Raw genomic sequence first — 24,411 nt, forward strand, 5'->3', positions numbered from 1 at the left:
CTTCCCCCACTCCGAAAGGCCCTGTCATGACCGCAATCATCGATATTCTGGGACGTGAAATTCTTGATAGCCGCGGCAATCCGACGGTCGAGGTCGATGTCGTGCTGGAGGACGGCTCCATGGGCCGCGCGGCGGTACCGTCCGGCGCCTCCACCGGCGCCCACGAGGCGGTCGAGCTGCGCGACGGCGACGAGCGCTATTTCGGCAAGGGCGTGACCAAGGCGGTGGACGCCGTCAACAACGACATCTACGACGCCGTCACCGGCCTCGATGCCGAAGACCAGATCCGCATCGACGACGTTATGTGCGAGCTCGACGGCACGGACAACAAGGGCCGCTTCGGCGCCAACGCCATCCTCGGCGTCTCGCTCGCCGTCGCCAAGGCCGCCGCCCAGGCCTCCGGCCTGCCGCTCTACAAATATGTCGGCGGCGCCTCGGCTCGCACCCTGCCGGTGCCGATGATGAACATCGTCAATGGCGGCGTCCATGCCGACAACCCGATCGACTTCCAGGAATTCATGATCATGCCGGTCGGCATGGACACCTTCGCGGAGGGCCTGCGCGCCGGCGCGGAGATCTTCCACACCCTGAAGAAGGCCCTGAAGGACGCCGGCCACAACACCAATGTCGGCGACGAGGGCGGCTTCGCCCCCAATCTCGGCTCGGCCCAGGAAGCCCTCGACTTCGTCATGAAGGCGATCGAGACCGCCGGCTACAAGCCCGGCGAGGACATCTTCCTCGCCCTCGACCCGGCATCGTCCGAGTTCTTCAAGGACGGTAAGTACCACCTCGACGGCGAAGGCAAGATCCTCGGGCCGGAGGAGATGGCCGCCGTCTATGCCGATCTCGTCGGCAAATATCCGATCATCTCCATCGAGGACGGCATGGCCGAGGACGACTGGGAGGGCTGGACCGCCATCACCGAGGCGATCGGCGACCGCTGCCAGCTCGTCGGCGACGACCTGTTCGTCACCAACGTCACGCGCCTGAAGCAGGGCATCGACCGTGGCGTCGCCAACTCCATCCTCATCAAGGTCAACCAGATCGGCTCGCTGACCGAGACCCTGCAGGCCGTCGAGATGGCCCACAAGAACGCCTACACGGCGGTCATGTCCCACCGCTCCGGCGAGACCGAGGACAACACCATCGCCGACCTTGCGGTGGCCACCAATTGCGGCCAGATCAAAACGGGCTCGCTCGCCCGCTCCGACCGGCTGGCCAAGTACAATCAGCTGCTCCGGATCGAGGAAGAGCTGGATACGCAGGCGGTCTATGCCGGGCGGTCGATCCTCAGGGGGTGAGGTTGGGCGGTGCCGTTGTCGGGGGTGAGCTTCTGACAGTCCGGCGGCCGTTTCGCTGCCAATAGCGCTAATTCGGGCCGCGCCGTCCTTCGGGACGGCGCGGCTTTTTCGTGTTGCCGCTCGCCCCAAACTCAGACGTCACCCCGGCCCCCGAGCCGGGGCCTATTGCCCACATCGACACGGTATGGCACCTCGGCAAAACGGGTCCGACCGACAAGCGAAGTCATGCGGGCAACCGATGGGGGCTACTGCGTTGTGACGGGCAATAGGCCCCGGGTCTCCGCTTCGCTCCGCCCGGGGTGACGGGGAGAGGGGGGCGACGCGCGAGCAACGCCGTGCCGCCGAATGCACATGACCGTCAGCTATTCAGCGTCTCAAAGAGATCGTCCCAGTCGGGGTTTCTTTGCTCGATCAACTGGATTTTCCAGGCACGCTGCCAGCGCTTGAGCGATTTCTCGCGCCGGATCGCCTCTGGCATTGTCTCGTGCGGTTCCATCCAGACGAGCCGGTGCAACGCGTGTTTTTTGGTGAAGCTGTCGAATGCTCCCTCGCGGTGTTCGACCGCTCGGCGGCGAATGTCACTTGTGACGCCCACATAGAGCGTTCCGTGCTTGCGGTTCGTGACAATGTAGACCCAGCCGCCCGTCATTCGATTCCACTTCCCAAACTTGGCGAGGGTAATGGGCCTCGACGCCGTAGACAATCAGAGGGTGTCCGATACTCCGAACTCGCGCCAACCTCTCCCCGTCACCCCGGCCCCCGAGCCGGGGCCTATTGCCCACATCGGCACGATATGCCGTTTCGGTGAAGCGTTGGCGGCCGCGATGGCGAAGCTCTGCGTAGAGCCGATGCGGGCCACCGCACAGAAACGGGCAATAGGCCCCGGGTCTCCGCTTCGCTTCGCCCGGGGTGACGAGGAGGGCGGATGTCACCCAGCCCGCAGCAACCGCACCGCTTCGTCCCGCCCGAACAAATACAACAGAATCCTCAGCGCTTCCCCCCGCGCCCCTGCCAGCTCCGGATCGGTCTCCAGGATCAACCGCGCGTCGTCGCGGGCGGCTTCCAGCAGATGGCCGTGGGCCTCGATGCGGGCGACTTTGAACCCCGGCGTGCCGCTCTGGCGGGTGCCCAGAACTTCGCCTTCGCCGCGCAGCTTCAGGTCTTCTTCCGCGATGCGGAACCCGTCCTCTGTCTCGCGCATGATGGCGAGCCGCGCATGGGCCGTCTCGCTCAAGGGACCCTTGTAGAGGAGGAGGCAGGTGGAGGGCTTGTCGCCGCGCCCGACGCGGCCGCGGAGCTGGTGGAGCTGGGCAAGGCCGAAGCGCTCGGCGTGCTCGATCACCATGATGGTGGCATCGGGCACGTCGACGCCGACCTCGATGACGGTGGTGGAAACGAGGATCTTCGTGCGCCCCGACTGGAAGTCGGCCATCGCCGCGTCCTTCTCGGCCGCCTTCATGCGGCCGTGGACGAGGCCGACGATGTCGCCGAATTCCGCCCGGAGCGTCGCAAACCGGTCCTCGGCGGCGGCGGCATCGAGCGCCTCGGACTCCTCCACCAGCGGACAGACCCAATAGACCTTTGCGCCGTCGGCGAGGGCCCGCTGGAGGCCGTCGAGAACCTCTCCCATCCGCTCCAGCGCGATGCTCGACGTCTTCACCGGCTTGCGGCCGGCCGGCTTTTCCAGCAGCCGCGAGACGTCCATGTCGCCGAAATAGGTCAGCACCAGCGTGCGCGGGATCGGCGTTGCCGTCATGACGAGGACGTCAGTGCCGGAGCCTTTCGCCGTCAAAGCCAGCCGCTGGTGGACGCCGAAGCGGTGCTGTTCGTCGACGATGGCCAAGGCGAGGTTCTTGAAGGCGGTCGCCGACTGGAAAAGGGCATGGGTGCCGACGACGATGTCGATCTCGCCGGCGGCCAGCGCCGCCTCCACGGCCCGTCGCTCCTTGCCCTTGTCGCGGCCGGTCAGCCCGGCGACCGTCAGACCCGCGGCCTCGGCGAGCGGCGTGATGGTCTTCAGGTGCTGGCGGGCCAGCAGTTCGGTCGGCGCCATCATCGCCGTCTGGCCGCCGGCCTCGGCAACGGCCGCCGCCGCCATCAGCGCGACAACCGTCTTGCCGGAGCCCACATCGCCCTGCAGCAGCCGCAGCATGCGCTTCGGCTGCGCCAAGTCTTCCTCGATTTCCGCCACCGCCTGCCGCTGGCCGTCGGTGAGCGAAAAGGGCAGGGCGGCCAGGATTTTTTCCCGGATACTTCCGTCGCCGGTGCGGGCCGAGCCGGCGGTCTTGCGCATATGTTTTCTGACGAGGGCGAGCGCCAATTGCCCGGCCAATATCTCGTCGAAGGCGAGCCGCGACCAGGCCGGCGTTGCCGGATCGATGTCGCTCGCCGCCTCCGGGTGGTGGACCGTATCGAGAGCTTCCGCAAAGCCCGGCCATTTCTGGCGCTTCAGCCACGCCGCATCCTGCCATTCCGGCAGGTCGGGCACGAGGCCGACCGCCTCGTCGATGACGCGCCTCAGCGTCTTCGGCGACAGCCCCGCCGTCATCGGATAGACCGGCTCGATCAGCGGCAGGTCGGCGAAATCGGCCTCGGCAACGATATGGTCCGGATGGACGATCTGCGCCTGGCCGTTGAACCACTCCACCTTGCCGCTCACATAACGGGTCTCGCCGACGGGGAGTTGGCGTTGCAGCCAGTCCTCCTTGGCGTGGAAGAAGACGAGGGCGATCTCGCCGGTGTCGTCGTGGCAAAAGACCTTGTAGGGCGCGCGGGAATGGCGCGGCGTCGGCTGGTGCCGGTCGACCCAGGTCTTCAGCGTGACGATGGCGCCTTCGGGGGCTTTGGCGATGCCCGGCTGCAGGCTGCGGTCGATGGCGGCGGCTGGCAGGTGGAAGACGAGGTCGAGGAGGCGCGCCTCGCGCTCCGCGCCCGAGCCGACGAGGAGCTTCGTCAGCGTCTTTTCCAGCTTCGGGCCGATGCCCTCAAGGCTTTGCAGCGTGCGGTAGAGCGGGTTCAGAAGTTCGGGGCGCATGGCACCTGACGGTTGGCGAAAAGCGTTTTCGGCCGGATTATCGGCGATTCCCCCGGGGGATGTTGCGGACATGCTGCTGACAGCGGCGCATCCTGACTATATAGAAACGTCATTCACAAGGGATTTTGAGAATTATGACGGGCATGACCCGAACGAGCGACGGGCTCGATCCGCGCCGGCGGCGCATCCTTTACCGCTCCTGGCATCGCGGCACCCGCGAGATGGACCTCGTGCTCGGCCCCTTCGTGGAGGCCGAGGTGGAAGGGCTCGATGCCGACGAGCTGGATGTGCTGGAGCACCTGATGGATGCCCCGGACCAGGAACTCTATGCCTGGTTCACGGGGGCCAAGGCGACGCCGGAAGGCTACGACACGCCGCTCTTCAAGCGCATCTGCGCGTTCCACGCTGCCGGATCCTGATCCGTCGCCGCTGACCTGATTCCGTGACCGTTTCGATACCAAGGACCGCAAGGTGACCGACCTCTCTACCCTGTTCGACCGCCATTCCTCGGCGACGCTCGCCGGCGTCGTCGATGGCCTGGAGGCGATGGTCGCCGCAAGGCTGACCATGGCCGGCTTCGGCAAGGGCAAAGGTCCGGCGCTCGCCTTCGTCGTCCGCGACGGCGGCCGCATGGCGGCGATCGCCGATGCCATCGGCTTTTTCGCGCCCTCCGTCGAACCCCTCATCCTGCCGGCCTGGGACTGCCTTCCCTACGACCGGGTCTCGCCCAATGCCGGCGTCTCGGCAAGGCGCATGGCAACGCTCGCCCGGCTCGCCCACATGGAGGCGACAGAAAGGCCCGTCATCCTGTTGACGACGGCGAACGCACTCTTGCAGCGCCTGCCGCCGCGCGACTGGGTCGCCGGCCAGAGCCTCACCATTGCGCCCGGCAACCGGGTCGACATGTCGGACCTGACGCGCTGGCTGGAATCGAACGGCTTCCAGCGGTCGCCCACCGTGCGCGAGGCCGGCGAATACGCGGTCCGCGGCGGCATCGTCGACCTCTATGCCGCCGGCACCGACGCGCCGCTCCGCCTCGACTTCTTCGGCGATACGCTGGAATCGATCCGCCCGTTCGACCCGGAAACCCAGCGCTCGACCGGCCAGAACCGGCGCATCGACCTGGTGCCGACCAACGAGATCGTCCTCAACGAGGAGACGGTCGCCCGCTTCCGCCAGGCCTACCGGTCGGAGTTCGGCGGCAACACCCAGAACGACATGCTCTACCAGGCGGTCAGCGAGGGCCGGCGCTATCCCGGCATGGAACACTGGCTGCCGCTGTTCTACGAGCGGCTCGACACGCTCGACGCTTATCTCGGCGACGCCCCGGTGCTGTTCGATGCCCTCATCGACGACGTCGTCCACGAGCGCCACGAGCAGATCGAGGATCACTACCAGGCCCGCCGCGAGGCGCAGGAAAAAAGCGCCGACGGCGCCGCCGCGCCCTATAAGCCGCTCCACCCGGACACCCTCTACCTGACCGAGGAGGCCTACAAATCGTTCCTCGCCGACCGCAATACGGCGAAGATGACGCCCTTCGGCGCGCCGGAGGAAAAGGCGGGGATCGTCAATATCGGCGGCCGGGTCGGCCGCTCGTTCGCCGCGGAGCGGGCGAGCGGAGACGTCAATGTCTTCGATGCCCTCGTCACCCATGTTCGCGCGCTGTTAAAGAAGCCGAAGCGCGTCGTCGTCGCCTCCTGGTCGGAGGGCGCGCGGGACCGCCTGCAGAACGTCCTTGCCGACCACGGCCTTGAGCGCGTGGAGCGGGTCGGCGACTGGCAGGCCGTGGAGGCGCTGCCGAAGGATGTGGTGGCGCTCGTCGTCCTCGGCGTCGAGACCGGCTTCGAGACCGGCGACTTCGCCGTCATCGGCGAGCAGGACGTGCTCGGCGACCGGCTGGTGCGCTCGCGCCGCAAGTCGCGCCGGGCCCAGGATTTCCTCTCCGATGTGACGAGCCTTGCGGAAGGCGACCTCGTCGTGCATGTCGACCACGGCATCGGCCGTTTCGTCGGCCTGAAGACCATCGAGGCCGCCGGCGCCCCGCACGACTGCCTCGACATCCGCTACCACGGCGACGACAAGCTCTACCTGCCGGTGGAGAACATCGAGCTTCTGACCCGCTACGGCTCGGAGGAGACCGAAGTCCAGCTCGACCGCCTCGGCGGCGGCGCCTGGCAGGCCCGCAAGGCGCGCATGAAGGCGCGCATCCGCGAGATCGCCGACGGCCTCATCAAGACCGCCGCCGCCCGCGCCATGAAGACCGCCGAGGTCATCAACGCGCCGGAGGGGCTCTCCGACGAGTTCGCGGCGAAATTCCCCTACGAAGAAACGGAAGACCAGCTCGGCGCCATCGAGGCGGTGCTGGAGGATCTCGGCTCTGGTCGCCCGGCCGACCGCCTCGTCTGCGGAGATGTCGGCTTCGGCAAGACCGAGGTGGCGCTGAGGGCCGCCTTCGCCGTCGCCATGTCCGGGCGCCAGGTCGCCGTCATTGTGCCGACGACGCTTCTGTCGCGCCAGCACTTCAAGACCTTCCAGGAGCGGTTCCGGGGACTTCCGCTTGAGGTGGCGCAGGCCTCGCGCCTTGTCGGCACCAAGGAGATGTCGCGGGTCAAGGCCGGCCTCACCGACGGCACCGTCGACATCGTCGTCGGCACCCACGCGCTCCTCGGCAAGGCCATCAAATTCCGCAATCTGGGGCTCCTCATCGTCGACGAGGAGCAGCATTTCGGCGTCAAGCACAAGGAGCGGCTGAAGGAGCTGAAGACCGACGTCCACGTCCTGACGCTGACGGCGACGCCGATCCCGCGCACCCTGCAACTGGCCCTGTCGGGCGTGCGCGAAATGTCGATCATCGCCACCCCGCCGGTCGACCGGCTGGCCGTGCGCACCTTCATCTCCCCCTTCGATCCGCTGGTGGTGCGCGAGGCCTTGCTGCGCGAGCGCTACCGCGGCGGCCAGTCCTTCTATGTCTGCCCGCGCATTTCCGATCTTGGCGAGATCAAGACCTTCCTCGACGAGAACGTGCCGGAGGTGAAGGTCGCGGTCGCCCACGGCCAGATGACGCCGGGGGTACTGGAGGACATCATGACGGCCTTCTATGAGGGCCGCTACGACGTGCTGCTGTCCACCACCATCGTGGAATCCGGCCTCGACATCCCGACGGCGAACACGCTCATCGTCCACCGCGCGGACATGTTCGGCCTTGCCCAGCTCTACCAGCTCCGCGGCCGGGTGGGGCGGTCGAAGGTGAGGGCCTATTCGCTGTTCACCGTGCCGGCCGACCGCAAGCTGACGCCGGCGGCAGAGCGCCGGCTGAAGGTGCTGGAATCCCTGGACACCCTCGGTGCCGGTTTCCAACTCGCCAGCCACGACCTCGACATCCGCGGCGCCGGCAACCTCGTCGGCGAGGAGCAGTCCGGCCATATCCGCGAGGTCGGCTACGAGCTTTACCAGCAGATGCTGGAAGAGGCCGTCGCCAGCCAGCGCGCCGGCGGCGAGGAGGAGCTGGAGGACCACTGGTCGCCGCAGATCTCCGTCGGCACCCCGGTGATGATCCCGGAGAGCTATGTCCCCGACCTGCAATTGCGCCTGAACCTTTACCGCCGTCTCGGCGATCTCGGCGAGGCGAGCGAGATCGATGCCTTCGGCGCCGAGATGATCGACCGCTTCGGGCCCATGCCCGACGAGGTCGAGCACCTGCTAAAGATCATGTTCATCAAGGGCTTGTGCCGGAAAGCGAATGTGGAAAAGATTGACGCGGGCCCGAAGGGCGTCGTCGTCTCCTTCCGCAAGGGCGAGTTCGAGAACCCGGCAGGCCTCGTCCGCTACATCACCGAGCAGGGCGCGCTTGCCAAGATCCGGCCGGATCAGAGGGTGTTCTTCAGCCGCGACTGGCCGGGCCCCGACGACCGCCTGAAGGGCGCAGCGACCATCCTCACCAAGCTCGCGCGCCTTGCCGACGACGCCCGCAAGGCGGCGTGATCATTTCGAGGCTGTGCGGGGTGATCAATTCGACGCTGAAAGCGTCGCAAGCGCGAACGCGCGCCGGCGCCGTTGCGCCGTAGAGCCTTAGTGGCGTTTGAACGTAAAAAAATCAGGTGCCGGAAGGCACCGCGAATTCGGCTTCTTCCGAGCGCTCGACCCAGGCCTCGCGGATCGCCTGGGCAAGCACATCGGGCTCCTGGGCGCCGACGACGGCGTAGCGGTTGGCGATCAGGAAGGTGGGGACCGAATTGATGCCCATGCGTTGGGCGACGGCGATCTCGGTCTTGACGGCCTCGACATCCTGGTCGGTTTTCAAGAGCTCCAGTGCCCGGTCCTTCGCCATGCCGCAGGCATCTGCCGCCTCGGCCAGCACCGCGTCGTCGGTGAGGTCGGCGCCTTCCAGGAAGTAGAGCGAGAACAACAGTTCCACCAGCTTGTTCTGGACGCCGACCGGGCCGGCCCAGCGGATCAGCCGGTGGGCGTTGAGGGTGTTGGGGGCCTTCGGGATGGCGTCGAGCCGGAAGTCGAGGCCTTCGGCGCGGCCCGCCTCGGTAACGCGGGCGCGCAGCGCATCGACCTTTTCGGCCGAGCCGAACTTGTCCTCATGGTAGCGCCGGTAGTCCTTGCCCTCCGGCGGCAGGGTGGCGTCGAGCTGGAACGGGCGCCAGCGCACGAGCACCGGGACGTCGGCCGCCTTTTCAAGCGCGTATCCAAGCCGCCGCTTGCCGATGAAGCACCAGGGGCACATGACGTCGGAGACGACGTCGATCGGCAGAACGGATTTTTTCAGCTCTTCGTCGGTCATGGTCCCTCGCAGTCGGCCGCTGTCACCCTGTCAGGGTAGGGCGCGGCACGTCAAATGCGAGGGCTCTTGCGCAAGAACGGCGATTGAAGAAGGCCGCAAGAAGGGAAACGCACTCCAAGGCCCGATGCGCTCTGCATCGGGCCTTGGCAAGCGCGAACGCGCGCCGGCGCCGTTGCGCCGAGAAGCCTGCGTGGCGTTTGAACGCCAAGAAATGCTAACACCCCGTCTGGGCGAGCGCCCGGTCGATCAGCGACTGCGGCGTGTCGCCCGGCTCGAACTGGGCGAGCCCGGTCCAAAGGTCCACCGAGAAGGCCTCGCCGCCGTCGAGCGAGAAGGCGGTGTTGCCGGCGATCGCAGCGATGCGCCGTGCTGCCGTTTCCGCCGCCTCCATGTCGGTGTCGGTGAAGACCACGGCAAAGCGCGGCCCGTCGAAGCGGGCGGCAAGGTCCTCGCCGCGCACCACCTGGCCGATGACGTTGCCGAGCTGGCGCAGCGCTAGGTCGCCGGCCGGATAGCCGTATTCGATGTTGATGGCGTCCATCGCCGGCACGCCGAAGGCGGCGACGGTGAACGGTTCTTCCCAGCGCTCCGCATCGTCGATGATGTGGGAAAGGTGGGTCAGCAGGAAGCCGCGGGTATAGAGCCCGGTCAGGCCGTCGCAGATGACGTGGCGCCGGCTGTGCCGATAGACGGCGTTGAGGCGCTGGCGGAAGCGGAACTCGCGGATATGGGCGGTCAGCCGCGCGGCGAGCTCGCCGGGGGCGCCGGCGATGGCCGCAACTTCCGAGGCGCCGGCGTCGAAGAGGGCCGAGGTCTCGGCCTCGTTGCCGCGCTCGCCGATGACGACGAGAGGCAGGTTGAAATGGAGCGGATTGCGGCGCACGTCCTGGACGAAATCGAAGGCGTCGTCGGCTCCAAGGGCGACGATCACCGCATCGAACTCCCGCCGCGACAGGTAGTCGAAGGCCGTATCGGTGGTGAACGCTCCGACCAGCACGGCATGGGCGCTGAGCGCGGTCTCAAGGGCCAGGAAATGGGTCGCATCACCGACCACCAGCACATTGGCGTCGGCGATCTCGCCGGGCGGCAGGATCTCCGGCAGGTCGACTCCGAAGCTTGCCGCCGTCGCGGTGCGCCGGGCAAGCTCGGTCTGCATGGTGGTGAGGCGCCGGAGCCCGTCGATGCGCGAGACCAGTTCGGCCGCGGTCAGCGGCGCATAGAGTACGTCGTCCACATTGGCGACGGTCTCCCGGAAGGTGTCGGCCGCGGACGGGTCGGCCAGCGCGATCACCGGCCGGTGGTCGGAAAGGCCGGACCGGGCGAGCCGTTCGGCGAGCGAGGAAAACACCTCGCGCTCGCCGGCCGCGGTGGCGGCGAGGAGGTCGAGGACGACGACGTCGGACCGGGTCGCGGCCCAGAGGTTGGAGGCCGCCTTGGCGTCGCTGTGGTGGATTTCGAAACCGCGCCGGGAGAGCTCGCTTTCCAGCTCCGGCTGCTGGTCGTCGACGTCGGTCTGACCGACCATGAGAAGACGTGTGGACGGCGACATGGCTTCCCCCAGAACACCAAGGTCAAATCAATTGACCAACTTTCCGCCCGGGAGCGTAAACGTTCGGTAAAGGGTTCCGTCGAAAAGACCGGTTTCCCGCAGATTTCGGGGGTATCGCCTATTTGGAGAAACGCCGGGCAAGGGCCTCGCGGTCGATGTGGCCGTCGATCCTGACGGGAAGGCCGCTGACCGCATCGGCCTCGTGCGGCCGCTTGTGGAGCGCGACGCCGCGGCCGTCCAGATAGGCCTCCAGCTCCGCCGCCGTGAAGCCGGGCTCGGCCTCGCCGACGACCGCGGCGCGAAGCCGCGCGCCGACGATGCGGTCGGCCTCGCTGAAGGCGGCGGATTTGGTCGCATCGGGCCGCTCGCCGATCAGCCGCTGCACCTGGTCGAGCGGCACGGACAACCCGCCGAGGCTCGCCGTTCCCGGACCCCGTCCGGTGATTTCCGCAGTGACCGGGAACTCCGAGACGGGCCTTGCGAACAGCCCGGTGCGCACGAAGCCGGCATCGTCGCGCAGCGGCGGCTCGGCCCGCCCACCCGGCCAGCCGATCTCCGGCACCATGGCGCCGGAAACGGCGATCTCGCCGGAAACCAGTGTGTCGTCCGCCTCGCCGTTGCGCCGCTGCCGGGCGACGAGCCGGGTCTCGGCGAGGATCGGCGCCTGCTCGGTGCCGCGCGGCGCATTGACCGGTCCGATCGGGATCGGCGACGGACGGTCGCCGGCCCTCAGCGAGGCGACCAGCGCCCATTCGTCGAGGGTGAAGATGTCGACGCCGGCCCGCGTGCTGGCGATCTTTGCATCGGCCGCGCCGTGGCCGTTGCGCCAGATGGCGGTATAGGCCGGCTGCTCCGCGCCTGCCGCCTCGAGCCGCTGGGCGACCGCATCGACCAGCGGCTCCGGCAGGATGGCGTGCCGGGCACCGGCCCTGGCGATGTCGTCGGCAAGGCCGTCGAGGCTGCGGAAATGGGAGAGGTGGAGCGTGCCGCCGGTCAGGAGCCAGGGGACCAGAACGGCGCCGATGCCGACGAGGCCGGTCGGTGCGAAGGCGCTGGCAAGGACGGTCGCCGGCTCGATGCGGCCTTCCAGGAGATGCATCAGGCCGGTGGCGATCCACTGATTGTGGCTGCGCGGCAGCGGCTGGGGGGCGCCCTTGCGGCCCTCCGTCCAGGTGATGGTGGCGACGTGGTCGGCGGTAAAGCCGGCCGGCTCAGCGAGCTTTCCGTCCGGATCGCGGACTTCGGCGAACGGCGCGACGCCGTCCGGCAGGTCGTCGCCGAGGCCGAGGACGAAGCGCACGCCGAAGACGTTGACCGCGGTGTCGCGGACGATCTCGGCGAGCGGCGCATCCTCCAGCCGGTCGGCGGCGATCACCGCCTTGGCGCCGACGAGGTCGAGCCCGGCCTGGATGTCGGCGCCGCGCCAGGTCAGCGGCATCGGCGCCACGATAAGCCCGGCGCGAAGGCCGCCGAGGAGGGCGACGACCGTGTCGACCGTGTTGGGCGAAAACAGCCCGACGACCGAGCCTTCCTCAAGGCCGAGGGCACGGTAGGCCGCGGCGGTGGCGTCGATCTCCCGGTCGAGTTCGGCAAAGGTCAGGCTGCGCGGCGCCCCGCCGGTCCAGTCAAGCCGGTCCGTCGCATCGGCGATCGCGGCGTGCTCCGGGTGCCCCTGCGCGGCCCGGTGCACCAGCATGTCCAGCGCCACGCGTCCCCAGGCGCCGGAGGTGCGGTAGGGCTTCGTCGCCTCATGGTCGATGAGCATCATTTCGCGGCCTTTCTGGACCACCACGTCTCAAAGCGTGGACCGTCGAGTGCGGGTTTTTCGGGGTGGGAGACGTGCTCCCAGCGCGCCACCCAGACCTCCGGGGCATGGAACAGCGGCACCACGTAGAAGCCGGAGAGCAGCACCCGGTCGAAGGCGCGGACCGCATCGACGAAGGCCGGGCGCGTGCGCGCCGCCAGCATCGCCGCGATCATCGCATCGAGTGCCGGCTCGCGCGCTCCGGCGAAGTTGAACGTGCCTTCCAGGTCGGCGGCCCGGCTGCTCCAGCGGAACGCCTGCTCGTTGCCCGGCGACAGCGACGAGGCCCAGGTGTTGAGGATGACGTCGAAATCATAGCTCTGCAACCGGCGCTGGTATTGCGCGGCATCGACGGTGCGCACGGAAACGGCGATGCCGATGCGCTTCAGCGTCCGGGCATAGGCGAGCGCCAGGCGTTCGTGGTCGGGCGTCGCGGTGGTGATCTCAAAGGACATCGGCGCGCCGTTCGGTCCGGTGAGCGTGCGCCCCTGGATTTTCCAGCCGGCCTCGGCAAAGAGCGACAGGGCGTTGCGGATGGCGGTGCGGTCGCGGCCGCTGCCGTCCGGCTCCGGCGGCGCCCATGTGCCCTCAAGGATGTCGTCGCGCACCGCGCCGGGGAAGGGGGCGAGCAGCGCCCGCTCGCCGTCCGACGCCGGACGCCCGGTGGAGGCGAGTTCCGAGCCCTCGAAATAGCTCGTCGTGCGCCGGTAGAGCCCGAAATAGAGGTTCTCGTTGATCCATTTGAAATCGAACAGATAGCCGAAGGCTTCGCGCACCTTCGGATCGTTGAAGGGCGGTCGGCGGGTGTTGAAGACGAAGCCGTACATGCCCTTCGGCGTGCCGGTTTCGAACCCGTCCTTGACCACCTTGCCCTCGGTGACGGCGGGGAAGTCGTAGCCGGTCGCCCAGCGGGTCGGGTCGCGCTCGGTGATCGCGTCGACGAGCCCCTTCTTGAAGGCCTCGAAGCGGGTGTTCTCGTCGCGATAATAGTCGAAGCGGATCTCGTCGAAATTGTCGAAGCCGCGCTTGAGCGGCAGGTCGCGGCCCCAATAGTCCGGATTGCGCTTCAGGATCATGCGGGTGCCGGCATCGACCCCGGTGATGAGATAGGGCCCGCTGCCGACGATCGGGTCGAGCGTCGTCCTGTCGAACCGGCCGTCGTCGAAATGGTGCTTCGGAATGATCGGCATCAGGCCGAGGATCAGCGGCAGTTCGCGGTCGTCGCCTTTCAGGTTGAAGCGGATGCCGTTGTCGCCGACGCGCTCCGTCGAGAGCACCTTGGAATAGGGCGCCCGGTGGTTCGGGCGGCCCTTTTCCTTCAGCGTCTCGAAGGAGAAGAGGACGTCGTCGATGTCGACCGGATCGCCGTCGGAAAACCGCGCCTTGGGATTGAGGTAGAAGGTGACGGAGCTGCGGTCCACGGGCATCTCGACGCGCTCGGCCAAAAGGCCGTAGAGCGAGAACGGCTCGGCGCGGTTGCGCTCCAACAGGCTCTCGATGACGTTGTTGCCGAAAAGCGGATCGCGGATGCCGACGGCGGCGGTGCCCTTGACGATCAGCGGATTGAGGTTGTCGAAGGTGCCGACGAGACCGTAGGTCACCGTGCCGCCCTTCGGCGCATCCGGATTTGTGTAGGGCAAATGGTCGAAGTCGGGGGCAAGAGCCGGCGCCCCATGCATGGCAATGCCGTGCGTGGGCTCCGCGGCACGGAGCGGCGCGGCAGACGCCAGCGCGGCGGCAACGAGCAGGAAGCCGGCGAGAAACCGTATCGGGCGCCGGCCGGAACACCGTTCGGCGGTCGTGGGGGCAAGGGCAGGGATCGGACGCATCCTCGTGACTGGACGGCACGCCGGAAACGGCATGCTGATTCTCTTGTCTTGAATTTTAGATGAGTTTGACCACGTTGTGACCCATGCAAGCACGGCGCGGTTGCGTTGTCGCCGTGCGTTGCGGGGTTGCCGGCCGCCTGCGGCCAAAAACCGGCCGCCCGGCGCCGGCATGACTGGAAATCCGGTCTCGACCGCGCTAATGATGGCGCCGACTACGACCGGGCCAATAATTCGCCGCATTTCACCCACAGGACATGCGGCAATGAGTGATTCATCGTTGCGACCGGGCCGCCGGCAAGGTGCAGGTCGCACCAATCAACAGGACATCGCAAGGAAACCCGCATGACGGATAACAAGTCATTTTCCCACACGACCGGTGTCGCTCGTCGGGTGCGCGGCCGCACGCTTGCCATGGCGTTTGCCGCGACCGCAATGCTGGCGGCCTCGATCGCCGTCGGCGGTCCGGCGCGGGCGCAGGAATCCAGCGCCACCGAGGGGCCGGAGCTGCTCTCCGAATGGCTGAAGATCTGCAACGTCGATCCGAAGACCAACAAGAAGCATTGCTTCGTCAACCGTGAGGTGACGACCGAGACCGGCCAGGTGCTCGGCTCGATCATGGTCCAGGAAGTGGTCGGCGAAAAGCGCAAGGTGCTCGCCTATTCGATCCCGCTCGGCCTCCTGATCCAGCCGGGCGTCAACATCCAGGTCGACAAGAACAAGCCGACCCGCGGCAAGATCGACGTCTGCCTGAACTCGGGCTGCTACGGCCGGGTGCCGATCGACGAGGCCTTCGTCGCCTCCATGAAGAAGGGCGCCGACCTCATCATCACCGCGCTGAACCGGCAGAACAAGCAGATCAATTTCCGCCTGTCGCTGAACGGCTTCACCGCCAGCTACGACAGCGAGGGCCTGAACCCGCAGCAGTATCAGCAGGCGCAGAAGACGCTTCAGGAAAAGCTCTTCGAAAAGGCCGCCGCGGCCCGCGAGAAGCTGATCGAAGCCCAGAAGGAAGCCAAGGAAAAGGCCGAGTAAGGCCTCTTCCGGCACCGGACGAACGCAAACGGCGCGCATCGATGGATGCGCGCCGTTTTGCATTTGATGGTCCGAAACAACAGGTCGCCGCGGGGCGGCCGTCCCGACCTCAGTTCAGGATGGATTCCCGCGTGCGGTACTGGCCGTGCTCGTCGGGCTCGAAGATTTCGTTGAGCTGCGGATGGCGGATCGGTTCGCCGGAGGTGTCCGGAACGAGGTTCTGCTCCGACACATAGGCGATGTATTCCGTCTCGGCGTTTTCGGCCAGGAGGTGGTAGAACGGCTGGTCCTTTTCCGGCCGCACGTCCTCCGGAATGGCTTCCCACCACTCGTCGGTATTGCTGAAGGTCGGATCGACGTCGAAGATCACGCCCCGGAACGGATAGTGCCGGTGCCGGACAACCTGGCCGATGTTGAACTTCGCAGTACGCATTGTTCCACTAAGCGTTTGATCACATTAGTGTACGACGGCCCAGCTTAAACGGACGTTAAATGGCTGTCGAGCCGCCGTGCGGAGGCGGTGGGAGAAACCGCCTCCTTTGAACCATCATAAATCATAGGCCTTTGCAAGCTCCGGGTCTTTGACTGCGATCAACCTTGCCAGGTCGACGATGACCTTGGCCTGTTTCCAGGTCGCATCGTCCTGCATCTTGCCGTCGATCATCACCGCGCCGGTGCCGTCCGGCATGGCATCGAGGATCTTTTTGGCAAAGGCCACCTCGCCCACGTCGGGCGAGAACACCTTCTTGGCGATATCGATCTGGTTCGGATGCAGCGACCAGGCGCCGTGGCAGCCCATCAGGAAGGCGTTGCGGAACTGCGCCTCGCAGGCCGCCGCATCGGAAAAGTCGCCGAACGGGCCGTAGAACGCCTTGATGCCGGCGGCCTCGCACGCATCGACCATCTTGGCGACGGTGTAGTGCCAGAGATCCTGCTGGTAGGCGGGGCGAGGGGCATCGGCGTCCGCGCCGGCGTCCGCCAGCACCACATAGTCCGGATGGCCGCCGCCGACACGCGTCGTCTTCATGCCGCGCGAGGCGGCAAGGTCGGCCGGGCCGAGGCTCATGCCGTGCATGCGCGGACTTGCGGTGGCGATCGCCTCGACATTCTTGACGCCCTCGGCGGTCTCCAGGATGGCGTGGATCATGATCGGCTTGGTCACGCCGTTGCGGGCCTCGAGCTGGGCCAGCAACTGGTCGAGATAGTGGATGTCCCAGGGGCCTTCGACCTTCGGCAGCATGACCACATCGAGCTTGTCGCCGACGCCGGCGACGATTTCCAACAGGTCGTCGAGCACCCAGGGGCTGTTCAGGCAGTTGATCCGCGTCCAAAGGCCGGTCTCGCCGAAATCGACGTCGCGCGCCATCTCGATGAAGCCCTGGCGCGCCTCGATCTTCTTGTCGGCCGGGATGGCGTCTTCCAGGTTGCCGAGGACGACGTCGACCTTTTTGGCGATGTCCGGCACCTTGGCGCGCATCTTGTCCACATGCGGCGGCACGAAATGGATCATCCGCTCCAGCCGCACCGGCGGCTCCATCATGGGGGCCGGGGCGCCGATGGCGAGCGGCTTGAAAAACGCCTTGGGTGTCTTCATGGGTCTTGTTTCCTGCCGGTTTTCGTCGGTTTTCGGCGCCGTGCAAGGCGGCACCGATTGTCATATTGCGTTGCACACTTCGGCGTATTGGGCAACCGGTCTTTGGGCGCACGAGCCGGTATCCGGTTGCGCCGCAGCAAAGGTTCCCGCCGGCTCTTCATTGACCGCGCGCAGGCAAGCCGGTAGGTCACCAATCAAGCCGCCGTCGCCGGCACCAGACGGACCTGCAAGGGTGCGAAACGGAGTCTGAGCTTTTCCCCATGCAGGACGTCATCTCCCTCGCGCTGCCCTTTTTCGGCCTGATCTTCCTCGGCTACGGCTCGGGAAAGCTGATGCGCCTGCCCGACGAAGGCCTCGCCTGGCTCAATTTCTTCGTCATCTACCTCGCCCTGCCGGCCCTGTTCTTCCGCCTGTTGTCGCAGACGCCGATCGAGGAACTGGCCAATCTCAGCTACGTGGCGACGACGACCTTTGCGACCTATTGCGCCTTCGCGCTCGCCTTTTGCATCGGCGTCGTCTTCACCCGCGGCAATATCGCCGAGGCGACGATCCAGGGCCTGGCCGGCTCCTACTCCAATATCGGCTATATGGGCCCCGGCCTGACGCTCGCCGCCCTCGGCCCGGCCGCCACCGTGCCCACGGCGCTGATCTTCTGCTTCGACAACACGCTGCTGTTCGTGCTGGCGCCGATGATGATGGCGATCGCCGGCACCGAGCAGCATTCGTTGAGGGCGACGGTGATGCTCGTCCTGAAGCGGATCTTCACCCACCCCTTCATCATCGCCACCATCGTCGGGGTGCTGGCCGCGGCAATAGAATTCCGCCCGCCCCAGGCGATCGACACCCTGCTCACCTATCTGAGCAACGCCGCCGCGCCCTGCGCGCTCTTTGCCCTCGGCGTCACCGTGGCCCTGCGTCCGCTCGGCCGGGTGCCGCTGGAGCTGCCGTTCCTGCTCTTCACCAAGCTGGTGATCCACCCGATCATCGTGTTCCTGCTTTTGAACTGGGTCGGCGGCATCGATCCCGTCTGGGTGGCAACGGCCGTGCTCATGGCCTGCTTGCCGCCGGCGGCGAACGTCTTCGTCATCGCCCGCCAGTACCGGGTCTATATGGAGCGGGCCTCCAGCGCGATCCTCGTCGGCACGGTGGTCTCCGTGGCGACGGTCACGCTCGTTATCTTCCTCGTGCGCAGCGACATGCTGCCGGTGCTCCACTTCGGGCTGTAGGATGCCGGACCGTCACGCGGCCGGGTCGGCCTTATGCCCGCGCATCAGCTTCGGCAGCCGGAAGCGCGGCGTGATGCCCTCGCGCATCATGATGCGCCGGAGCGGCCCGACCCGGTTGGCAAGGTAGAGCCCGGCGCCGCGCAGCGCCTGCACCGGCAGGAAATCGCTGAGGAGTGCGCGGTTGAGCGCATCGACGCCGAGCGTGCGCGACCAGACGTCCGGCTGGCGCGCCCGGTCGTAGCGGGCAAGCGCCTCAGGCCCGCCGATGTCGCCGCCGACGCGGCGCACGTCTTCCGCGATCTCCACGAGGGAGGCGATGTCCCGCAGCGACAGGTTCAGCCCCTGGGCCCCGATCGGCGGGAAGCCGTGGCCGGCCTCGCCGATGAGCGCGACCCGGTTCGCGCCGAATTTTTTCGCAACGAAGCTCGACAGCGGGAACACCTGGCCGACGCCCTCAAGGTCCATGCGCCCGAGGATGGAATGGGCGCGCCGCTCCACCTCCGCATCCAGCGCCGCCGGCTCCATCGACGCCAGCTCTTCGGCCACATGGGGCCGCTCCACGCAGACGAGGCTGGAACGGTCGCCCGGCAGCGGCACCAGCGTGAACGGGCCGCTCGGCGTGTGGAATTCGGTCGAGGCGTTATGGTGGGGCGCGTCGTGGGCGAAATTGGCAACGAACGCCGCCTGCCGGTATTGCCAGCGGCGCACGGAAATGCCCGCCGCCTCGCGGCTCGGCGAATTGCGCCCATCGGAGCCGGCGATCAGCGCCGTCTCCACCACCGTGCCGTCCGAGGCGGTGATCCGCGCCGCTTCCTCGCCGATGGCGATGTCCTCCGCCGTGGCATCGAGCCAGGTGAGGGTGGGCCGGTTTTCCGCCGAGGCGCCGAGGCAGGTGACGAGCGGCGTGTTCTCCACATTGTAGCCGAAGGCGTCGAGCCCGATCTCGTTCGCCTCGAAGGCGATTTCCGGCGCCCGGAACAGCCTGCCGGTGTCATCGACGATGCGCATGGTGGCGAGCGGCGCGGTGTGCGGCGCGATCGCCGGCCACAGTCCGGAGACCCTCAGCATCTCCACCGAGGCGGCAAGCAGCGCCGTCGTGCGCCGGTCGCCCGGGACGGTCTTCAGCGCGATCAGCACCGTATGGAAGCCGGAGCGGGCAAAGACGTTGGCGGCGACGAGACCGGCCGGGCCGCCGCCGATGATCGTCACATCGGCCTTCAGCGTCTTCGGCTCCGTCGTGGCGGGCGTTGCGGCCTCGCCGGGGATCAACTGCCCGTGCGTTTCCTTGCGAATCGGTTCTTTTGCCATTGTCGTACTCGTTCGTTGCGGCTGCCGGCGAGGGCCGCTGCAGTGCCTACAGCCGCTTCTGCGGCTCGTTGCCCCGCCGGGCGACCAGATCGACGCCGACAATGCCGACGATCGCGCCGAAAAGAAACAGCCCGGCATCGAACGGCACGGAGGTCAGCGCGGCAAGGGCGGTCGACGGCACGAAACCGGCGATGCCCCAGCCGGTGCCCAGGAGCACGGCGCCGATAAGGGCGCGCAAATCCATCTCGTCATAGATAATGCGTGAAAACGAGCGCGCCAGCACCGGCCGGCGCAGGCGCTGGCCCATGCGGATGCCCCACATGGCGACGATCAGCGCGACGAACAGCGAGAACACCGGCCAGGCGTGCCAGCCGTCGGTGCCGAGCCCGGAAAAGCCCAGCATGGCGCGCACATTGGCCGGATCGGCAAGGCCGGCGAAGACGAAGCCGGCGCCGTAGAGGACGCCGGTCAAGAGCATAGCCGCCTGCTCGCCGACGTCGCGAAGGGTCATTGTCCCATCTCCAGGACAATGACGCCGGCAAAGAACGCAACGGAAAAGACGACCGCGGCAATCGCCGTCGACCGGCCCGACTGGCGCGCCAGTCCGCAGACCGAATGGTCGACCAGGCAGCCATGCAGCAGCCTGAGGCCGGCGCCGCCGAGGACGCCGCCCGCAAGGGCAAGGCCCGGCGTCTGCCGCAAACTGTCGGCGGCGACGCACAGCCCCTCAGGTCCGGCAAGGCAGCCGACCGCGCCGCCGAGCGCCAGCCCGATCAGGAGCAGTAGCGGCACGCCGATGAAGGTTCGCGCGGTAAGCGGCGGCAGGCAGTCTGCCGGATTGTAGTGCCGGCCGGAAAACAGCCATGAGAGCGCTGCGCCCAATCCGATCAGCAATCCGCCGATAGCCGCGAGAATCAGGAAATCGTTCGCATCCAGTGACACGCGCAACCTCTTCTGTCCCCAATGGGCCATCTTTCGATCAATTCCGGACGGGCATCGCTTTGACGTAAGGTCGCATCGCTTTGACGTATAGTCGCAGCGGCGTTCCTTGAGGCGCTGCGAACGCCAATCCGCTTGCCATTGCCGCGCCGGCTTGGTTTGGTGCGCCCGCGCCCCCGTGCGCCCAGTGAAACGCGCCTGCGGCGCCTGTGAGCGACGGCGCCGCCCGCCAGCGAGACCAGCGTGACGAAGAGCCCGGACAAAGACGACCTCAGCCATCTCGGCGCCGCCGACCGGGGCGTTGCCTGGTTCGCCCGCCGCCCGCGCATGACCGTCATTTTGACCGTCGTCGTCCTGGCCGGCCTCGGCTGGGTCTACCTTCTGATCATGGTCGGCGCGATGGTGCCGGACATGGACATGGGCGCGCTTGGCCCCGGCATGGGCGCCTTCAACGTCTTCAACAACTTCTCCGGCCTCGACGCGACGGCGCGGGCGGCGCTGGCGGCGATCTGCGCGCCGACCGCCGGCGGCTATTTCGGCATGCCCTCGGCCGGGCCCTGGGCCGTCTCGGACTTCTTCCTGGTGCTCGTCATGTGGGTGATGATGGTGATGGCGATGATGCTGCCGACGGCCGGTCCCATGCTCGCCACCTATGCCGACATCGCCGACAGCGGCCGGCGCACCGGCCATCGCGCGGCGCCGGTCATCGTCCTGGCCGCCGGCTACCTGTCGGTCTGGGTCGCCTTTGCGGTCGTTGCCTCGCTCGCCCAGTGGGGCCTCACCGCGCTGCAGGCGATGACGCCGATGATGGCACCTGCGAGCCTCGTCCTTGCCGGCACGACGATGATCGCCGCCGGCATCTACCAGTTCACGCCGGCGAAATACGCGTGCCTGACCCGCTGCCAGGCGCCGGTGCCCTATTTCCACGCCAAATGGCGCGACGACACTGCCGGCGTCTTCCGCCTCGGCGTCGAGCAGGGGCTGTTCTGCTTCGGATGCTGCTGGGCGCTGATGGCGGTGATGTTCGCCGTCGGCGTCATGAACGTAATCTGGATTGCCATTCTCGGTGCAGCTATGGCACTTGAGAAGATCGTCATCAGCATCTGGATTCCGCGCATCCTGGGCGTCGTTTTTTTCCTTTGGGGTTGTGCGGTATTGTTGATGTCGGAACCCATTCGCCGTGCGATCGGTTTATAATGCGGCGGGTGCGATCAGGGGGGCGTGCGTTGGCGAGGTGCCTGGGAGAATGAAGGGGATATCGGTTCTGCCGCGCAACCGCGCCGTTTTCCGCCCGTATGCCGCCGTTATCGGTGGCGGTCGCGACGTCTGCCGCGATCGTCGGGGTCCAGCAAATCAGCGAATCGAGGGCCGCACCCGGCGCGGCCTTTGCCGCCTTTCCCGGGGGCTTAAGTGAGCGGCCATTTCCAGCGTAAAACGGCGACCGTCGTGCCGCGTCTTCCCTTCCTGATCCATCTCTTCACCGCTTCCGGTGCGGCTTTTGCGCTGCTTGCCGGCATCGCCATCGTCCAGGGCGATTTCATCAACGCCTTCGTCTGGCTCGGCGTTGCCCTCATCGTCGACGGGCTCGACGGCCCGATGGCCCGGCGCCTGTCGATCGGCGACCGCATGCCGCGCTGGTCCGGCGCCGCCCTCGACTTCGTCATCGACTACACCACCTACGTCTTCCTGCCGGCGATGATCCTGGTCGTCTCCGGCATCGCCTCCAGGCCCTTCGACCTGATCGGCGCGGTGCTGGTGGTGACCGGCGGCGCGCTCTATTTCGCCGACACGCGCATGAAGAACGAGGACGGCTCGTTCAAGGGCTTTCCGGCGGTCTGGAACATGGTCGTGCTGGTGCTGATGGTGCTCAACCCGCCGCAATTCGTCACGCTTGCCGTCGTCGTCATCCTGACGGTGCTGACCTTTGCGCCGCTCGACTTCGTCCATCCGGTCCGCGTCAAGCGCTGGCGCCTCGTCACCCTTGCCATGTGCCTCGGCTGGGGCGTCTTTGCGGGACTGGCGCTGGCCGCCGGCCTGGCGCCGCCGCTGTGGATCGTCCTCGGCCTGGCCGGGACCAGCCTCTATCTGTTCTGCATCGGCTTCGTCCACCAGTGGATCAATTCAAGACGGCCGAAACCGCTTTCTGAACCGCGCGGCGGGAGCCCCCGCCCACGATGATACCAAGCCTCAGCGACCCGCAGGTCTGGGCCAGCCTGATGACGCTGACGGTCATGGAGATCGTCCTCGGCATCGACAACGTCGTCTTCATCTCCGTCATCGTCGGTCGGCTGCCGGAGCCGGCGGCCAAGCGCGCCCGCCAGATCGGCCTTGCGCTGGCGCTCGTCTTCCGCATCGCCTTGCTCGCCGCGCTGACCTGGCTGATCGGCCTCTCCGCGCCGCTCTTTGAGGCGTTCGGCCAGCCGGTTTCCTGGCGCGACCTCATCCTCATCGCCGGCGGGCTGTTCCTGCTCTTCAAGGCGACCCACGAGATCCACGGCGCCATCGAGGGCGCGGGCGAGGAGGGGCCCTCGAAGGTGACCGCCACCTTTGCCGCGATCATCGCCCAGATCGTCGCCATCGACATGGTGTTTTCCGTCGATTCCATCATCACCGCGATCGGAATGGCCGAGCATCTGGAGGTGATGATAGCGGCCGTCGTCATCGCCATGGCGATCATGTATTTCGCCTCCGGCGCCGTCTCGCGCTTCATCTCGCGTCATCCGACCACCAAGATGCTGGCGCTCGCCTTTCTGTTCCTGATCGGCGTCGCGCTCATCGCCGACGGCATCGGTTTCCATATCCCGCGCGGATATATCTACTTCGCCATGCTGTTTTCCGCGCTGGTGGAGATTTTCAACGTGCTGGCCGCCCGCCGCGCCCGCAAGCGCACCGGGGACACGTGAGCCGAAGCGGGCAGCCGAGCGCCGACAGAACAGGGAGCAATACGATGATCCATGCAATCCAGGTCCACGAAGCTGGCGGTCCGGAAGTCATGCAGTGGGACGTCTTCGATCCGGGCGAGCCCAAGCCCGGCGAGGCGCGCATCCGTCACACCGCCGTCGGCCTCAACTACATCGATACCTATTTCCGCTCCGGCCTCTATCCGGCGCCGACGGGCCTGCCCTTCGTCCCCGGCAACGAGGGCGCAGGCGAGGTCGTCGCCGTCGGGGAGGGCGTGACGGACGTCAAGCCGGGCGACCGCGTCGCCTATGTCGGCCCGCTCGGCTCCTATGCCGAGGAGCGCAACGTCCCCGCCGACCGGCTGGTGCTCTTGCCCGACGGCGTCGACGACAGGACCGCCGCCGCCCTGATGCTGAAGGGGCTGACCGCCCAGTACCTGCTGCGTCGCACCTTCCCGCTGAAGAAGGGCGATACCATGCTGTTCCATGCCGCGGCCGGCGGCGTCGGGCTGATCGCCGGCCAGTGGGCGCGGCACCTCGGCGTCACCGCCATCGGCACCGCCGGCTCGCCGGAAAAGGTCGAGCTGGCGCTGGCCCATGGCTACGACCACGTCATCGACTACCGCAAGGACGATTTCGTCGAAAAGGTTCGCGAATTGACCGACGGCAGGGGCGTCGACGTGGTCTATGACGGTGTCGGCAAGGATACCTTTCCGGGCTCCCTCGACTGTATCCGCCCGCTCGGCCTGTGGGCCTCATTCGGCAACGCCTCGGGCCCGGTGCCGCCATTCTCGATCGGCCTTTTGAACCAGAAGGGCTCCCTGTTCTGCACCCGGCCGAATCTTTTCGCCTATGCCGCGGCGCGCGAGGACCTGGTCGCCATGGCGGACGAGCTGTTCGGGGTCGTGACCTCGGGCGCCGTCAAGATCCGCGTCAATCAGGAATACAAGCTCGCCGACGCCGTCGCCGCGCACCGCGACCTGGAAGGCCGCAAGACCACCGGCTCGTCCGTCTTCGTGGTCTGATCCGGGCCTGGCCGCCGCCCTATGCCCGTAACCGCATGCGCCCGTCGGACCGGGCGAATGCGCGGGGCCTGTCGGCCGAGA

The 24,411-nt window shown here is 67.1% G+C and carries 20 protein-coding genes; 9 read left to right on the forward strand and 11 right to left on the reverse strand.

The features are described 5' to 3' along the window. Positions 1 to 26: 26 nt before the first annotated feature. Positions 27 to 1,301, forward strand: coding sequence for a phosphopyruvate hydratase (gene eno, locus M2319_RS20620; RefSeq protein WP_264603355.1), 1,275 nt, complete (start codon positions 27 to 29; stop codon positions 1,299 to 1,301). 358 nt (positions 1,302 to 1,659) lie between these two features. Here eno and M2319_RS20625 read toward each other — a convergent pair whose 3' ends face one another. Continuing rightward, on the reverse strand, positions 1,660 to 1,950 hold the full coding sequence (locus tag M2319_RS20625) for a GIY-YIG nuclease family protein (protein WP_264603356.1): 291 nt from the start codon (positions 1,948 to 1,950) through the stop codon (positions 1,660 to 1,662). A 279-nt stretch (positions 1,951 to 2,229) separates the two neighbouring features. Beyond that, complete coding sequence (gene recG / locus M2319_RS20630; RefSeq protein ID WP_264603357.1) at positions 2,230 to 4,335, reverse strand: ATP-dependent DNA helicase RecG; 2,106 nt, start codon at positions 4,333 to 4,335, stop codon at positions 2,230 to 2,232. Between the two features lie 134 nt (positions 4,336 to 4,469). On the opposite strand from recG, the gene M2319_RS20635 reads away from it, so the two are divergent. Both M2319_RS20635 and mfd read left to right on the forward strand, forming a co-directional pair. Next, entirely contained in the window at positions 4,470 to 4,754 is a 285-nt protein-coding gene (locus tag M2319_RS20635) for an FAD assembly factor SdhE (protein ID WP_264603358.1), read from the forward strand. Between the two features lie 127 nt (positions 4,755 to 4,881). After that, positions 4,882 to 8,316 (forward strand): transcription-repair coupling factor, encoded by a 3,435-nt coding sequence (gene mfd / locus M2319_RS20640; RefSeq protein WP_406682249.1) that lies wholly within the window; start codon positions 4,882 to 4,884, stop codon positions 8,314 to 8,316. Positions 8,317 to 8,428: 112 nt separating this feature from the next. Here mfd and M2319_RS20645 read toward each other — a convergent pair whose 3' ends face one another. The 4 genes from M2319_RS20645 to M2319_RS20660 all read right to left on the reverse strand — a co-directional run bounded on the left by M2319_RS20645 (position 8,429) and on the right by M2319_RS20660 (position 14,306). Next, positions 8,429 to 9,124, reverse strand: coding sequence for a DsbA family oxidoreductase (locus tag M2319_RS20645; RefSeq protein ID WP_264603360.1), 696 nt, complete (start codon positions 9,122 to 9,124; stop codon positions 8,429 to 8,431). 214 nt (positions 9,125 to 9,338) lie between these two features. Then, a complete protein-coding gene (locus M2319_RS20650; RefSeq protein ID WP_264603361.1) occupies positions 9,339 to 10,673 on the reverse strand; it encodes a diguanylate cyclase domain-containing protein in 1,335 nt (444 codons plus the stop codon). Positions 10,674 to 10,791: 118 nt separating this feature from the next. Beyond that, a complete protein-coding gene (locus M2319_RS20655; RefSeq protein WP_264603362.1) occupies positions 10,792 to 12,441 on the reverse strand; it encodes an AMP-binding protein in 1,650 nt (549 codons plus the stop codon). Next, positions 12,438 to 14,306 (reverse strand): extracellular solute-binding protein, encoded by a 1,869-nt coding sequence (locus tag M2319_RS20660; RefSeq protein ID WP_264603363.1) that lies wholly within the window; start codon positions 14,304 to 14,306, stop codon positions 12,438 to 12,440. The genes M2319_RS20655 and M2319_RS20660 overlap by 4 nt, the downstream gene beginning before the upstream one ends. 342 nt (positions 14,307 to 14,648) lie before the next feature. Between M2319_RS20660 and M2319_RS20665 the strand changes: the two genes are divergently transcribed. Beyond that, a complete protein-coding gene (locus tag M2319_RS20665) occupies positions 14,649 to 15,338 on the forward strand; it encodes an invasion associated locus B family protein (protein WP_264603364.1) in 690 nt (229 codons plus the stop codon). Between the two features lie 109 nt (positions 15,339 to 15,447). Here M2319_RS20665 and hspQ read toward each other — a convergent pair whose 3' ends face one another. Together hspQ and M2319_RS20675 are read right to left on the reverse strand one after the other, a co-directional pair. Next, positions 15,448 to 15,771: a heat shock protein HspQ gene (hspQ, locus tag M2319_RS20670; protein WP_264603365.1), complete on the reverse strand. Its 324-nt coding sequence runs from the start codon at positions 15,769 to 15,771 to the stop codon at positions 15,448 to 15,450. Between the two features lie 114 nt (positions 15,772 to 15,885). Next, the gene (locus M2319_RS20675) at positions 15,886 to 16,932 is read right to left on the reverse strand and encodes an HpcH/HpaI aldolase/citrate lyase family protein (protein ID WP_264603366.1); all 1,047 of its coding nucleotides are present in this window, start codon (positions 16,930 to 16,932) and stop codon (positions 15,886 to 15,888) included. A gap of 260 nt (positions 16,933 to 17,192) precedes the next feature. On the opposite strand from M2319_RS20675, the gene M2319_RS20680 reads away from it, so the two are divergent. After that, positions 17,193 to 18,158, forward strand: a complete 966-nt coding sequence (locus M2319_RS20680; protein WP_264603367.1) for an AEC family transporter — start codon at positions 17,193 to 17,195, stop codon at positions 18,156 to 18,158. 12 nt (positions 18,159 to 18,170) lie between these two features. On the opposite strand, the gene M2319_RS20685 is transcribed toward M2319_RS20680, so the two are convergent. The 3 genes from M2319_RS20685 to M2319_RS20695 are packed head-to-tail and all read right to left on the reverse strand — an operon-like array spanning position 18,171 to position 20,408. Beyond that, positions 18,171 to 19,466 carry a UbiH/UbiF family hydroxylase gene (locus M2319_RS20685; RefSeq protein WP_264603368.1) on the reverse strand — a complete coding sequence of 432 codons (1,296 nt, stop codon included), beginning with the start codon at positions 19,464 to 19,466 and terminating at the stop codon, positions 18,171 to 18,173. 46 nt (positions 19,467 to 19,512) lie between these two features. Next, positions 19,513 to 19,977 (reverse strand): DUF6691 family protein, encoded by a 465-nt coding sequence (locus tag M2319_RS20690; RefSeq protein ID WP_264603369.1) that lies wholly within the window; start codon positions 19,975 to 19,977, stop codon positions 19,513 to 19,515. Next, the gene (locus M2319_RS20695) at positions 19,974 to 20,408 is read right to left on the reverse strand and encodes a YeeE/YedE family protein (protein ID WP_264603370.1); all 435 of its coding nucleotides are present in this window, start codon (positions 20,406 to 20,408) and stop codon (positions 19,974 to 19,976) included. The genes M2319_RS20690 and M2319_RS20695 overlap by 4 nt, the downstream gene beginning before the upstream one ends. Positions 20,409 to 20,648: 240 nt before the next feature. On the opposite strand from M2319_RS20695, the gene M2319_RS20700 reads away from it, so the two are divergent. The 4 genes from M2319_RS20700 to M2319_RS20715 all read left to right on the forward strand — a co-directional run bounded on the left by M2319_RS20700 (position 20,649) and on the right by M2319_RS20715 (position 24,330). Then, positions 20,649 to 21,602, forward strand: a complete 954-nt coding sequence (locus M2319_RS20700; protein ID WP_264603371.1) for a DUF2182 domain-containing protein — start codon at positions 20,649 to 20,651, stop codon at positions 21,600 to 21,602. Between the two features lie 213 nt (positions 21,603 to 21,815). Next, the gene (locus M2319_RS20705) at positions 21,816 to 22,583 is read left to right on the forward strand and encodes a CDP-alcohol phosphatidyltransferase family protein (RefSeq protein WP_264603372.1); all 768 of its coding nucleotides are present in this window, start codon (positions 21,816 to 21,818) and stop codon (positions 22,581 to 22,583) included. After that, a complete protein-coding gene (locus tag M2319_RS20710; protein ID WP_264603373.1) occupies positions 22,580 to 23,308 on the forward strand; it encodes a TerC family protein in 729 nt (242 codons plus the stop codon). Before M2319_RS20705 ends, M2319_RS20710 begins: the two co-directional genes overlap by 4 nt. 44 nt (positions 23,309 to 23,352) lie before the next feature. Continuing rightward, complete coding sequence (locus M2319_RS20715) at positions 23,353 to 24,330, forward strand: quinone oxidoreductase family protein (RefSeq protein ID WP_264603374.1); 978 nt, start codon at positions 23,353 to 23,355, stop codon at positions 24,328 to 24,330. The last annotated feature ends 81 nt before the right edge of the window (positions 24,331 to 24,411 follow it).

The sequence above is a fragment of the Rhodobium gokarnense genome (assembly GCF_025961475.1).
Classification (GTDB): Bacteria; Pseudomonadota; Alphaproteobacteria; order Rhizobiales; family Rhodobiaceae; genus Rhodobium; species Rhodobium gokarnense.

Coding starts and splice junctions, on each gene's coding strand:
- eno (WP_264603355.1), top strand. CDS start 27: ATGACCGCAATCATCGATATTCTGGGACGTGAAATTCTTGATAGCCGC.
- M2319_RS20625 (WP_264603356.1), bottom strand. CDS start 1,950: ATGACGGGCGGCTGGGTCTACATTGTCACGAACCGCAAGCACGGAACG.
- recG (WP_264603357.1), bottom strand. CDS start 4,335: ATGCGCCCCGAACTTCTGAACCCGCTCTACCGCACGCTGCAAAGCCTT.
- M2319_RS20635 (WP_264603358.1), top strand. CDS start 4,470: ATGACGGGCATGACCCGAACGAGCGACGGGCTCGATCCGCGCCGGCGG.
- mfd (WP_406682249.1), top strand. CDS start 4,882: ATGGTCGCCGCAAGGCTGACCATGGCCGGCTTCGGCAAGGGCAAAGGT.
- M2319_RS20645 (WP_264603360.1), bottom strand. CDS start 9,124: ATGACCGACGAAGAGCTGAAAAAATCCGTTCTGCCGATCGACGTCGTC.
- M2319_RS20650 (WP_264603361.1), bottom strand. CDS start 10,673: ATGTCGCCGTCCACACGTCTTCTCATGGTCGGTCAGACCGACGTCGAC.
- M2319_RS20655 (WP_264603362.1), bottom strand. CDS start 12,441: ATGATGCTCATCGACCATGAGGCGACGAAGCCCTACCGCACCTCCGGC.
- M2319_RS20660 (WP_264603363.1), bottom strand. CDS start 14,306: ATGCGTCCGATCCCTGCCCTTGCCCCCACGACCGCCGAACGGTGTTCC.
- M2319_RS20665 (WP_264603364.1), top strand. CDS start 14,649: ATGACGGATAACAAGTCATTTTCCCACACGACCGGTGTCGCTCGTCGG.
- hspQ (WP_264603365.1), bottom strand. CDS start 15,771: ATGCGTACTGCGAAGTTCAACATCGGCCAGGTTGTCCGGCACCGGCAC.
- M2319_RS20675 (WP_264603366.1), bottom strand. CDS start 16,932: ATGAAGACACCCAAGGCGTTTTTCAAGCCGCTCGCCATCGGCGCCCCG.
- M2319_RS20680 (WP_264603367.1), top strand. CDS start 17,193: ATGCAGGACGTCATCTCCCTCGCGCTGCCCTTTTTCGGCCTGATCTTC.
- M2319_RS20685 (WP_264603368.1), bottom strand. CDS start 19,466: ATGGCAAAAGAACCGATTCGCAAGGAAACGCACGGGCAGTTGATCCCC.
- M2319_RS20690 (WP_264603369.1), bottom strand. CDS start 19,977: ATGACCCTTCGCGACGTCGGCGAGCAGGCGGCTATGCTCTTGACCGGC.
- M2319_RS20710 (WP_264603373.1), top strand. CDS start 22,580: ATGATACCAAGCCTCAGCGACCCGCAGGTCTGGGCCAGCCTGATGACG.
- M2319_RS20715 (WP_264603374.1), top strand. CDS start 23,353: ATGATCCATGCAATCCAGGTCCACGAAGCTGGCGGTCCGGAAGTCATG.